8 protein-coding genes are annotated in these 12,765 nt (G+C 42.8%); 6 read left to right on the top strand and 2 right to left on the bottom strand.

The annotated features are described in order from the left end of the window. The first annotated feature begins 1 nt into the window (after nt 1). A complete protein-coding gene (locus B3C94_RS20480; RefSeq protein ID WP_293907204.1) occupies nt 2-973 on the top strand; it encodes a glycoside hydrolase family 43 protein in 972 nt (323 codons plus the stop codon). 24 nt (nt 974-997) lie between these two features. Beyond that, the gene (locus B3C94_RS20475; protein ID WP_293907202.1) at nt 998-3,037 is read left to right on the top strand and encodes an alpha-glucuronidase; all 2,040 of its coding nucleotides are present in this window, start codon (nt 998-1,000) and stop codon (nt 3,035-3,037) included. Between the two features lie 45 nt (nt 3,038-3,082). Here the strand turns inward: B3C94_RS20475 and B3C94_RS20470 are convergent, their stop codons facing one another. Beyond that, nucleotides 3,083-3,949 (bottom strand): AraC family transcriptional regulator, encoded by an 867-nt coding sequence (locus tag B3C94_RS20470; protein WP_293907200.1) that lies wholly within the window; start codon nt 3,947-3,949, stop codon nt 3,083-3,085. A 498-nt stretch (nt 3,950-4,447) separates the two neighbouring features. On the opposite strand from B3C94_RS20470, the gene B3C94_RS20465 reads away from it, so the two are divergent. From B3C94_RS20465 to B3C94_RS20450, 4 genes are all read left to right on the top strand, one after another. Continuing rightward, nucleotides 4,448-5,464 (top strand): zinc-binding alcohol dehydrogenase family protein, encoded by a 1,017-nt coding sequence (locus B3C94_RS20465; protein ID WP_293907198.1) that lies wholly within the window; start codon nt 4,448-4,450, stop codon nt 5,462-5,464. A 353-nt stretch (nt 5,465-5,817) separates the two neighbouring features. Next, a complete protein-coding gene (locus tag B3C94_RS20460; protein ID WP_293907196.1) occupies nt 5,818-8,256 on the top strand; it encodes a mechanosensitive ion channel family protein in 2,439 nt (812 codons plus the stop codon). 17 nt (nt 8,257-8,273) lie between these two features. Further along, nucleotides 8,274-9,098, top strand: a complete 825-nt coding sequence (locus B3C94_RS20455; RefSeq protein WP_293907194.1) for a hypothetical protein — start codon at nt 8,274-8,276, stop codon at nt 9,096-9,098. Nucleotides 9,099-9,230: 132 nt separating this feature from the next. Continuing rightward, complete coding sequence (locus B3C94_RS20450) at nt 9,231-11,204, top strand: beta-N-acetylhexosaminidase family protein (RefSeq protein WP_293907192.1); 1,974 nt, start codon at nt 9,231-9,233, stop codon at nt 11,202-11,204. 518 nt (nt 11,205-11,722) lie between these two features. On the opposite strand, the gene B3C94_RS20445 is transcribed toward B3C94_RS20450, so the two are convergent. Beyond that, nucleotides 11,723-12,760, bottom strand: a complete 1,038-nt coding sequence (locus tag B3C94_RS20445) for a metallophosphoesterase family protein (RefSeq protein ID WP_293907190.1) — start codon at nt 12,758-12,760, stop codon at nt 11,723-11,725. Nucleotides 12,761-12,765 lie beyond the last annotated feature (5 nt).

The raw sequence follows: 12,765 nt of genomic DNA, 5'->3' as shown, positions 1-12,765 counted from the left end.
TATGAACAAGAGCAGATACTTATTTGCGGGGGATTATATGGCTGATCCATCAGCGCATGTTTTTGCAAACAAGATTTATATCTATCCTTCCCATGACCGGGAGAGCGGAATGCCCGAAAATGACAATGGTGATCATTTTGATATGCAGGATTACCATGTATTTTCACTTGAAGATAGCCATGCCGAGGTGGTTGATCATGGGAAAGTATTGGATCTTAAGGACATTCCCTGGGCTGGTCGTCAGCTTTGGGACTCTGATGTGACGGAGAAAGACGGGAAATACTATATGTATTTCTCGATGAAAGACAAAAACGATATTTTTAGACTTGGTGTCGCTATCGCAGATCATCCGTATGGACCATTTGTGCCCCAGGACAATCCAATTAAGGGAAGTTATAGCATAGACCCCTGTGCTTTTAAAGATGAAGATGGTACATACTACTTGTATTTTGGCGGTATCTGGGGCGGGCAGCTGCAGTTTTATCGAAATAATAAGATTGTTTCTCCCAATGAATTGCCTCAACCTGATGAACCCGCATTGTCTCCAAAGGTTGTCAGGATGTCTGCCGACATGCTGGAATTTGCGGAACAGCCACGTGATCTCGTTATTTTAGATGAAGATGGAAAACCTTTGAAGCATGGTGATACGGAAAAGCGGTTTTTTGAAGCTTCCTGGATGCATAAATATCAGGATAAATACTATTTTTCATATTCTACAGGAGACAGCCATCTGATCTGTTATGCAACGGGAGACAATCCCTACGGGCCGTTTACCTACCAAGGCGTTATTTTGTCACCAGTTGTTGGATGGACAACTCATCACAGTATTCTGAAATTCAAAGATAAGTGGTACCTTTTTTATCATGACTCGGTCCCATCTGGCGGAAAGACCTGGCTAAGAAGTATGAAAGTGATTGAGCTGGAGTATGATGAAAATGGCTGTATTAAGCCTATCGACGGATTGACTTCTTAATTTTTAGTACGAATGAGGCCTATCATGCGTTTATATTGCTTGTTGTTGGCATTTTTAGCTGCTGTTCCTTTTGTCGTACGGGCAGAGGACGGTAGCCAATTGTGGCTGCGATTTTCAAAACAGGGAAAACCTACGGGTACCGTCCGGATTGCAGGCGGAGAATCAGCGGATGCAACCCTCATGTTAGCAAAGCAGGAGCTGCAGCTTTACTGGAAGGGTATGGATGTCATTTTAAAGCTTGATCATCGGAGAAAGGAATTAAAAGATGGTTATCAAATAAGGCAGCATGGAAATCAGGTTCATGTGGTCGCTGGCCGATCGGTAGGGCTATTATATGCTGCCTATCATTTACTGCGTCTTCAGGAGACGGAAGGTCAAATACCGAATGCGGGACTCACAGAAATACCCTCTTATGATATCCGGATTTTGAATCATTGGGATAATTTGGACGGAACTATAGAACGGGGCTATGCAGGGCATTCACTCTGGAAATGGGAGGAATTGCCGTATAAACTTTCATCCAGATATGAGCAATATGCACGGGCCAATGCATCTGTTGGCATTAATGCCACCGTATTGAATAATGTTAATGCTTCTTCAGAACTATTGAAGACGGATTATCTGCTGAAAGTTAAAGCACTGGCGGATGTCTTTCGTAAATATGGTATCAAAGTTTATTTGTCGGTCAATTTCTCGGCACCAAAAAATTTAGGAGGGTTATCTAATTCGGATCCGTTAAATCAGGATGTTCAGCAGTGGTGGAAATCCAAAGCAAAGGAGATTTATGGGCTGATTCCAGATTTCGGCGGATTTTTGGTCAAAGCAAACTCGGAAGGACAGCCAGGTCCGCAAGATTATGGTCGCACGCATGCGGATGGTGCCAACATGCTTGCCGATGCGCTACGTCCCTATGGGGGAACTGTATTTTGGCGGGCTTTTGTCTATCATCCGACTAAAGATGACCGCGCGAAACAGGCTTATCAAGAGTTTGTGCCCCTGGATGGGCAGTTTCGGGAAAACGTGATCCTTCAGGTAAAAAATGGCCCAATAGATTTTCAGCCCCGGGAACCTTTTAACCCTTTATTGGGAGCGATGCCAAATACGGTAAAAATGCTCGAGTTTCAATTGACACAGGAGTATCTAGGATTTTCTAACCATCTGGTTTATCTGGCTCCTTTGTTTAAGGAGGTGTTAAACAGTGAAACGTATGCCAATGGCAATGGCGAAACGGTGGCAAAATTGACTGGCAGCAGGGGGCATCCGGGACGGAAAACTGCCATTGCCGCTGTTGCCAATATTGGTGAGGATATCAATTGGACGGGGCATCATTTTGCCCAAGCCAACTGGTATGCGTTTGGCCGCCTGGCCTGGAACAGTACATTGTCATCTGCCCAGATCGCGGATGAGTGGATACGAATGACCTTTACAGGTACTCAGGCCTTTGTAGAGCCTGTCAAGAAGATGATGCTGGAATCACGGGAAGCAGCAGTAGATTATATGATGCCTTTGGGCTTACATCATTTATTTGCTTTTGACCACCATTATGGTCCCGAACCTTGGGGAGACATTCCAGGAGGACGTCCTGACTGGATGCCATGGTATTATCATCATGCTGATAGCCTCGGATTGGGATTTGATCGCACTGTCAACGGAAGTAATGCGGTAGCACAATATCATCCGCCTTTGGACAAAATTTATGGAACGCTATTAACTTGTCCAGAAAATCTTTTATTGTGGTTCCACCATGTTCCTTGGACTTATCGGATGAATAACGGCCGTACGCTCTGGGATGAATTATGTTTCCGTTATGATCATGGTGTTCAAAAAGTAAGAGAATTCCAAAGAGTCTGGGATCGTATGGAAAGCTATATGGATCAATCCCGTTTCTCGGAAATCCAGGCTAAACTTAAAATTCAGGCCAGAGATGCTATTTGGTGGAGAGATGCTTGCGTACAATACTTTCAACTTTTTTCACGGCAGCCGATACCTTACCAACTGGAAAGACCAATCTATGAATTGGATGACCTAAAGAAAATAAGGTTACCCATGGGGCATCACAACTAGAAGATAAAGAAATTCCCAGCTAAGTCTATTCCTAAAAGAATTATTCTATCTGGGAATTCTACGTTTGTAGGCCATGGGAGTTTCGCCTGTTATTTTTTTAAACAATCTATTAAAGTAGGATATGTTTTCGAAGCCCAATTTGAAGCTGAGCTGCTGAATAGTGTCTTCATCAACGAGCATCATCAATTGTGCTTTTTCGATTTTCTTCTGATTGATATAAAGCACTGGCGTCGTATTCATCTGTTTTTTGAATAGCCGGATCAGGTGATCTTTGGAAATAAAGATCAAATTGGCAAGCTGTTCGATGGAAATCGGTTGATGGATATTTTCGTCTATGTAATCAAGTACGCGCAGCAGGCGTTTTTCGCCATGCGGAATTTTGTTGATTGCTTCCGCCAAAAATCGGCTCATTAGTAAATGGATAATAGCTTGGTTTTCGGATGCCCGGGCAAAAGGAGAGGCTGTCTGCAGCGCCATGTTTTTCATTAATTCTGTCGAGTTGTCGTAGCTCTTAGGATCATAAATTGTCAGCTCGCGCTCTGGATTTATGCCATATAGATGTTGAATGAGTGTTTCCAATAAAGGGTCAGATTTGATTTCCTTCGGAAAAGCATATCGGTCAAAAATACTCGATATTAATTCGGGGTTTTCATAGATATGAATATAATAGAGCGAAAATTTGGCAGAACAGGCATAGCTATGCTGGACATAAGCCGGGGTAAGGTAGAGGTGACCGGGCCGAAGTTTAATGACTTCGTCCTTCAAAATAATAGACGCTTCTCCTTCGCACACATAATGTATTCGGGCAAATGGACTCTTGATATCTTTAAAATTCCAATCTGCCTGATGTTCTGCATAGCCAACATTCAATAGTGTAAAATCTAGTTTATTCTTTTCATTATTTATCATCATGCGAAGTGGAGCATAGTACAATACAATATAAATTGTTTTCTTTAGAAAAAATAGTTTTTTAAGTACTAATATCGACAATCTGTTATTTTGACCCGATCTGGGAGACGTTATGATGCTATTAAACTCTTTTTTGGAATAATGATTCATAACATTGCTTTCTTAAAATGTGGAGACGTCATAAATTGAGCTATTTGCCTACTGTAGCGATTTTACAAATGCTTGCCTATGTATAAAACGATGCCGCTGATCGGTAAGAATCTATGCTAATGAAAGATCTTTGGAAGAGATACCTTGCAAGAGCGCTGTAGGGAAGAGGTCGATATTGTATTATTTTTGATCGTTAATGTAGTTTCTTTCTCCCTCATATCCAATTATTTTTGGCTATACGTTGAAATCAAAGATCCGGAGGTGGGAAGATTCTGGATTTCTTATATTTATCTTTGATATCATTCTAAATGATAAGAGCAATAACTGTTTAAATCTTAGTATCCTTAATAAATGAAAGCAATAAACATTGTGAAAGAAGGAAGCGTGGAAATCACGCATATTCCTCAGCCGACTGTTAAAGATGGATATGCCTTGCTAAAGGTTGATTATGTTGGATTCTGCGGTTCGGATCTGAATACCTTTCGCGGGTTGAACCCCTTGGTCAAGTTGCCTGTGATACCGGGGCATGAAATCGGGGCTACGTTAGTGGAACTGGGAAATCATGTCGCTACTGATCTGAAGATTGGTGCAAGAGTTACCGTAAATCCTTATTCCAATTGTGGTGTGTGTACGGCCTGCAAGAATAACAGATCCAATGCCTGCCGTTATAACGAGACAATGGGTGTGCAGCGCGACGGCGCGATGGCCGAATATATCGTGGTGCCTGTAGAAAAGATTATCGAAGGTGGACAACTATCATCTAAAGAATTGGCTTTAGTGGAGCCGATGAGTGTCGGCTTTCATGCCGTTGATCGAGCTTTGGTAACTGATAGTGATATTGTTCTGGTATTTGGATGCGGAATGATCGGGGTGGGGGCAATCGTTCGTGCAGCTTTGCGGGGTGCTACGGTGATTGCTGTCGATGTGAGTACTGAAAAACTTGAGCTTGCGAAAAAGCTTGGCGCTAAGTTTACAATTAACAGTGCTGAGGAAGATCTTGAGGTGAAGCTGAGTGCGTTAACCCAGTCTATGGGTGCAGATGTGGTCATTGAGGCCGTTGGGCGCAAAGAAACCTACCTAGCCGCAATTGCCGCCGCTGCATATACTGGCAGAGTTGTTTATATCGGTTATGCAAAAGAAGCTATTCCTTTTGATACGCAATTTTTTGTAAAAAAGGAACTGGATATCAGGGGATCGCGCAATGCGACACCAAAGGACTTCGCTGCGGTGATGAAGTACCTCAACATGAAAACCTGTCCGATAGAGGAACTGATTACAGCGATCTATCCTGTAGAAAAGGCACAATTGGCGCTCGAGTCGTGGCTAAAGGATCCGGGGCATGTCTTTAGGCTATTGATTGAGTTTTAAACACTGGTTGTTATTTATTCGCCTCTGCATTACATCTACTTCGCCCTTTATTCGCCTCTTGTTCGGAAATGAGCTATTTTTTTTTATCGTTTCTCTATAGATTAGCTGCCTGTGGCAAGGCAGGCAGTAGGCCCTCTGTAGGTAATTGAGGGAGAAAGGCCGTACCTGTTACGAAGCAATATCGAATGGTTCATGAAACAATAGGTAACGATAAAGCCTGACGCCTGTGATTCTAGGGAGCTGCCGATGCAACAAAGCTGATGAGATCAGCGTATGTTTTTTGAAGTAATATATGTACATTTAGTGTATTATCTGTATAGATAGTACCTAAAAGGAAAATAGACTTAAAATCAATGAGCAGGAAAGTTTTAGCGTGTTTCTTAATCATGTTGTTTTCAAAAGTGCTTTTGAGCAATTCCCAGGATTCGGTCCAGGTGGGATTTGTGGCCAAGATGGAGCAATTTTTTAAGGAATCTGCTAAGAGAAGTATTCAGGATCTGGAGATGGACCGTGCTACCATCCGACAAAATCGTGTACTGGAAGATATTAAATTGTTGGCGAGTCAATCCCGATCTTTTCTGCGAAAAGATTTCGATTCTATGCGTGTGGATCGCGGGTTGAAGGAGTTGACTGTCTTACATGATATGGCCAAAGATGGTGTTTTTGAAAATAAGGGCTCTGCCCAATCTTCGCGTAATCTTACCGTAACGTTTAATATCCTGAATGCACTTTCGATAGAGGTGAGGAGCCTGAAGCGCGAAATGGACCGCTATCAGGATAGGCTTACAAATTATCAGCTGCAGCTTGATTCGCTGAGCAATGATCCTGCACTTTTTGTTGTTTCGAAAGACTCTGCTAATGTGGCTCGTTATATGGGTCGGATTCGGTTGATTGCGATGGAGATCTCACCCATTACCTTGAAACTTGCCGAGCGGATCAATGTTGTACAGGAATTAGAGAATAAAATTAATATTGAACTGGCACGTCTGGAATCGGATATGGAGGAAGTACAGTATTACCAAAATCAGCTCTCAGATCGTACTATTGCGCGCAATTTTGTCAATATATGGGTACCCAGTAAGTTTGAACGGCCCTTGGATGAAATCCTATATTTCTCATGCGTAAAGGCCAAATTGCTTTATTTCTATTATTTAAGGGCGCATCTGGGAACACTCTTTTTCTTCTTTTTGGCAAGTTTGGTAGTCGTGGTCTATGTCCATGTCCTGCGCCGGCAGATCAATGATAAAAATGTGGTTCAGGCAAGTCTGTTGCTGCATAGGCCACTTTTGAGTGGATTGGTGATTGGCTTGTGTGTGGTGCAATTTATATTTCCCGCACCACCATTTGTGTTTACGATTACGATATTAACTATTGCTTCGATCTTTTTGTCTCTTGTTTTTAGACCGGCAATCACGAAGTATTGGATGGGGGTCTGGCTAGCAATATTAACGCTGTTTATTCTCGCCGGATTGGATAACCTCGTCCTTCAGCCTTCGCGGATGGAACGCTGGCTGATTCTTTTCATAGCAGTCGCTGCCTGTCTGGTTGGCCTGCTTGCTGTTTTTAATAAGAAACGCCGCGATGAGATAAAAGAACGCTGGATACTTTTCCCGATCGCATTTATGGTACTATTGGAACTCGCATCTATAATATTAAACTTGTTTGGCCGATTTAATCTCAGTAAGGTGCTTTTGGTGGCGGGATTAACAAATGCCGTGGTTTTTATTTTGTTTTTGTGGGTGATCCGATTGGTTAATGAGGGATTACAATTGGCTTCTTCGGTTTATCAGAAGCAGGAAAGAAGGCTGTTTTATATTAATTATAACCGCGTGGGCAAACGGGCACCTGCATTTTTTTATGCCGTATTGATCGTTGGTTGGTTTGTGCTTTTCGGCCGAAATTTCTACGAATTCAGATTTCTTGCAGACCCGTTGAAAGATTTTCTGGAAACCGGGCATCGCTTGGGCAACTATCAGTTTTCAGTCAATAATCTCGTGGTATTTTTATTGATCATGGTCTGCGCAACTGTACTTTCGAAGATCGTTTCCTATTTTGCTGCGGATTCCCAATGGGAGAAAAAGGAAGGGACAGCCCAAAATAGATTCCGATTGGGGAGCTGGATTTTGCTTGTTCGGATCACGATAATTGTCATCGGATTTTTTCTGGCCTTTTCGGCACTTGGAATTCCCGTTCAGCAGATCGGTATTATCGTTGGCGCACTGGGGGTGGGTATAGGTTTTGGCCTTCAGACTTTGGTCAACAACTTGGTGAGCGGTTTAATTATTGCTTTTGAAAAACCTGTGAATGTAGATGATCTGATCGAGATCGGTGGAAAATCGGGTAAAGTAAAATCAATAGGATTTCGTAGCAGTGTCATTGCCACGGCCGAAGGAGCGGATCTGATTATGCCCAATGGCGATCTGCTCAATGCGCATGTGATGAACTGGAGCCAGGGGGGAGCGAAAAAACGTCTGAGTATACGTCTCGAGGTAAAATATGGTGTAGATCTGGAGCGGGTAACGCAGCTGCTCAAAAAGATATTGGAGGAGGACGAACAGCTACTTTCTTCAAGCGGTATATCAGTCCAGTTTGTACAGGTCACCTCGCAGGCAGTGGTTGTCGAACTCTACTTTTGGGTCAGGACTTCCAAGGATAGTGGGGGCGTTAAAAGTGGATTGCTGGCTCAGATTTATAGACGCTTCACAGATGAGGGTATCGCCTTGGCCTTACCGATTCAAGAGGTTATTTTCAATCAAACGGATAACGGTACAAAAGAAGAATCTGATCATTAATTGTTAAGAATAAAATTATGGGACCAATCAAATTATTTTTAATCCTGTTTATGTTCCTATGCATAGGTGCTAAACATGCAGCTGTTGCTCAGCAAAAAGAGGATGTGATCTACCTTGCGGACGGTAGCCAGAAGAAAGGGAAAATCGTATCGATAAGTGATGACCTGATTAAGTTTTCGTATACGGGCGAGACTGTGCTGTATGAATTGAAGAAAGACAAAATCAGCAAGATTGTCTTTGCCAATGGCCGGGAAGAAATATTCGGGCAAAACAGCAGCACTGAAAAGTCATTAAATAGGGCCGAGGAACGATCGGCGGGGAATTTATTGGCGGTAATTCCTTTTGAGATAGCCAGTAATGACCAGAGCATTATGACCGATGTGATGCGAAAGAAGATCCAGGAGGCCTGTGTCGAAGCCATGCAAGGGCAAAAACTGGCTGTTCAATTTCAGGATCCAAGAACAACAAATGCGCTATTGATCAAAAATGGGATCAATTTTTCAGAGATCGATGATCATACACCGGATGAACTGGCCAAGTTACTCCAGGTGGATTATGTGGTGATGGGTGTTTATGATATTGAGAATAAAGGAGCTTCAACCTATGGTTCTTCATCTTCGTCTTATGGCAACAAGCAAATCGGAGACAAGGAAAAAGGATCTTCGGTCACAACAAACAATTCATATACAACGACCAATTATAACACAAAAGTCCATATGACGATTTACGATGGGACTGGTCGTCAGCTGTTTTCGGATAGTAAATCACCGCTGTTTGGAACGTTAGATTCTTATAAAGGGGCCTTGAAAACCTTGGCCAAGAAAGTACCGTTGAAGAATTAGAAATTGTTGGTCACAGGGTTTAATATCCGTGATGATAAAAATCTCGTTACTAATCAACTTAAGGTAAGCCTTGAATTGTATCATTGTTGCTAATTAGGTTTTGATAATTATAATTTTCATATTTTTAAGCCCATGATAAGTAACTTTAAGATTCTAAAAGTCTGTTTGTTTGCCGTTTCGCTTTTGAATATAGGCATAAGCCACGGACAGTCTGTTCAAGCACCTCCGGCGGATTATATTTCTGCATCAATTCCTTCCACAATGCCAGCGATTTTTCCTGCTCCGGTATCGATGGAAATTGGGAAAGGAAACTTTAAAATGGGGACATCTGTCACCCTGATTTATTCTGGTACTGTTGACCAAGGTACTCGGTCCTTGGTATCAAAAGTGTTGGCAGATGCAGGGGTCAAAAGTATAAAACATGCTAAAAAGCTTCCGAAGGTAATCGATGGTAACTATATCCTGATCGGTACGCATGCAGCTCCTTACGTACTTGATGGTTTGAAGAAAATTACATCTACTTTGGATACAAATGCAAGCGGTTACACGCTCGCAAGTAAGTTAATCGATAAGGGATCAGTTGTCACCTTAACCGCTAAAGATGCTAATGGATTATACTATGCAGTACAAACCTTGCGTCAGCTGGCAAATCGGCCTATTTTTCCGGAAATTGTTGTCAATGATCATCCTGCCTTACCAATAAGGGGTACCATTGAAGGTTTCTATGGCAAACCATGGTCGATGGAAGAGCGTGAACGGCACTTGAACTTTCTATCGACGATAAAAGCCAATACCTTTATTTACAGTCCAAAAGACGATCCTTATGCAAGGGATCGCTGGCGCGAGCCTTATCCCCAGGAAACATTGAAGTCGCTTGAGAAGCTAGCAGGTATTGCTGCTACAAATCATATCAACTTTGTGTATGCCATTTCACCGGGGCCAACGGTTTGTTTTGCAGATTCGAATGATCTCCGAACATTGTTAAGCAAATTTGCTGCGCTGCAGGCTGTGGGTATCCATAGTTTTTATGTTGCGCTTGACGATATTGAATATACAAAGTGGAATTGTGAATTGGATTCACTTACGTTTGGACCTTCCGGTGCGGAAGCAGCGGCAATGGCACAAGCACATCTGCTAAACGCGGTGCAAGCGAATATGAAAGCGGTTGATCCGACAGCACCGCCATTGATTATGGTGCCTACCGAATACTATGACGCCAAAGAAAGCCCGTATAAAGCGGCACTGCGCAAGCATCTTGATTCAACTATTGTTGTCCAGTGGACAGGAACCGATGTCGTACCGCCTGCGATTTCTATATCAGATGCCCGCGCGGCAACAAAAGCATTCGGCCGTAAGACATTTTTATGGGATAACTATCCTGTAAATGATTTTTATCAATCGAGAGGAAGATTACTTCTGGCTCCTTATACCCGCCGTGAAGCTGGTTTGTCGGGAGAGCTTTCGGGTATTGTATCTAATCCAATGAATCAGGAGATGGCGGGCCGAATTGCTGTGACAGGCTTGGTTGCTTTTGCATGGAACGATAAAGGGTACGATGCAGAACCGACTTGGAAGTTTGCCGCACGTGAACTTGCAGGATGGGACAAGCAAGCAACTGAAGCTTTGTTGACTTTCTTTGATACCCAGCGTCTAGCGCCTATATTTGGGTCGCACCCTTGGCAAGCGCAAGCGCCGAGATTGAAATCTATACTCGACAATGTGCAGGATGTGATCGCAAATGGTGATACAGAAAACCGTAAGCAGGTACTCGCTGAGCTTTCAAAAACAGCTGCAAGTTTTGTTGGTGCCCCCGCCATGATCCGTAATGGAAAAGTTGATAAAGCATTTCTCGCTGAAGCAAAACCATGGTTGGATGCCATGTATCTGTGGGGTAAAGCACTTGAATCAACAGTGGCTGGACTTCAAGCAGCAAACGAGGCAGACGTCAAAGCTGGCCAATATTTTGAGCAAGCGGCCAAGTTTTCCCAAGAGGCTGCGGCGATTCAATCCATACCAGGTGCCACCCGTTTTGATGGACCGGTCATGATTGCTGATGGTGTACTGGATCAGTTTATCAATAAGGCTCCGAAATTGATCGTATTTTAAATGATTTAAAAGCGGCTTTTGCAAATGTAATTGCCGCTTTGTTTTTTAATATCTCCTTGCAATCTAACTCGTGGATTTTAGTGTTTTTTTGTGAGCGTCCAGATACCGATGTTTTCCGAAATCGGATACGCAGTCGACGATGGAAAATGGGGAGTAGACAAAATTTTATGCTTCACCCTAGCTTGGCACAAGAATCACCCTAGCTTGACACAAGAATCACCCTAGCTTGACACAAGCATCACCCTATCTAAGCCCTTGTTAAGCTCAGGGATGACACAAGAATAGGGTCGTTTTCAAACGTTTTTTACCGGATTTCACCGTATTTCCTCGCGTCTCCCCGTGGCTATTGACATTACTTGATTTCGGGTGTATATTTGAATCGTCAAGGTAATGATAGGCGTTCTTTGTTTAATGGCGTAATCGATTTTTTTATAACTGTTTAGGTTTACCTACGATTGCATTTATGATATCTTATTGATAACATATTATGAATTTGCTTTTGGTGACTCTTTTCATGGTTAATAGCTTAAATGTCTTGAATCAATTTTGGAAGAAATGGGATAAACATCCTGATAAACATCAATTCCGGTTTGGTTAAGGGGGATACCGGCCATTACAGTTTCTGTTCCTCGAATTGTAATGTCTTTCTTGCCAATAGTTACCGAAGCCCAAATCGGATCCTGGTAGACGAGTGTGCGTTTTAAGATGCCATGGTTTTTATAGAATACTTCGTCAAAAGCTTTACTTTCAAAAGTTTCGCCTGCCCAATAGTAAGACGAACTATTGATCTGTACGTAATGGATGCCATTTATTTCGTTGTGGTAATTGAGATGATGGTGCCCGGTAAGCACGAGAATAACTTTGTTGGAGCCTGCTTCTATATTAATCTGTTCAAGAAGATAGCGTACCTGCATACCGTTTTCTATACCGCCCATGGTATTTTCAAGTCCCTGATGGCAAAAAATAACCGTTCTCAGTTTCGTCTGTTGAAGGTCCTGCTTTAGCCAATAAAGTTGCTCTTGTCCGATCGTACGCGGGTAACCTTCAACCTTATTGTTGGGATCCTTTTCATTACCGTCCAGTACCACAAAATGGAGACCTTTGTCATCAAAGGAATAATATGGTTTTTCTGCTCCCCAGAATGTCAAAGCTTGTTGTTTAGTAAACCCGCCATCGGTATCGTGGTTGCCCAGCACATAATATTTTTTGCCCTTAAACTGCGTCCAGATGGCCATCAGCTTCGTGTTGGCAGGTTTGGGCATACAGAAGTCCCCCAGAGAAATTATAAAGTCGGGCTGTTCTTTGTTCATTGCATCAATAAAGAGCTGGGCACGCCGGTCTCCATCATGCATAAGGTCATAATGTAGGTCGGCGATAATACCAAATGTCAGACTTTGCTGTTTCGTTCCGGACTCCTTCGGTGCAGCGGATACAGCGTCTTCAGCGGTTATTGGATTTAGGCTCGCTATCGTTTTTGCATGGGTAAATGCAGCAGGAACAAACATGCTCGAGAGGCCCAGTGTGCCAATTTTTAGGAATTTTTTTCGGTCTATCATGATTT

Source organism: Sphingobacterium sp. UBA5670 (assembly GCF_002420705.1).
Taxonomy (GTDB): Bacteria; Bacteroidota; Bacteroidia; order Sphingobacteriales; family Sphingobacteriaceae; genus Sphingobacterium.
The sequence above is the reverse complement of the archived record's forward strand: the minus strand, read 5'-3'. Positions and strand labels throughout refer to the sequence as shown.

Coding starts and splice junctions, on each gene's coding strand:
- B3C94_RS20480 (WP_293907204.1), top strand. CDS start 2: ATGAACAAGAGCAGATACTTATTTGCGGGGGATTATATGGCTGATCCA.
- B3C94_RS20475 (WP_293907202.1), top strand. CDS start 998: ATGCGTTTATATTGCTTGTTGTTGGCATTTTTAGCTGCTGTTCCTTTT.
- B3C94_RS20470 (WP_293907200.1), bottom strand. CDS start 3,949: ATGATGATAAATAATGAAAAGAATAAACTAGATTTTACACTATTGAAT.
- B3C94_RS20465 (WP_293907198.1), top strand. CDS start 4,448: ATGAAAGCAATAAACATTGTGAAAGAAGGAAGCGTGGAAATCACGCAT.
- B3C94_RS20460 (WP_293907196.1), top strand. CDS start 5,818: ATGAGCAGGAAAGTTTTAGCGTGTTTCTTAATCATGTTGTTTTCAAAA.
- B3C94_RS20455 (WP_293907194.1), top strand. CDS start 8,274: ATGGGACCAATCAAATTATTTTTAATCCTGTTTATGTTCCTATGCATA.
- B3C94_RS20450 (WP_293907192.1), top strand. CDS start 9,231: ATGATAAGTAACTTTAAGATTCTAAAAGTCTGTTTGTTTGCCGTTTCG.
- B3C94_RS20445 (WP_293907190.1), bottom strand. CDS start 12,760: ATGATAGACCGAAAAAAATTCCTAAAAATTGGCACACTGGGCCTCTCG.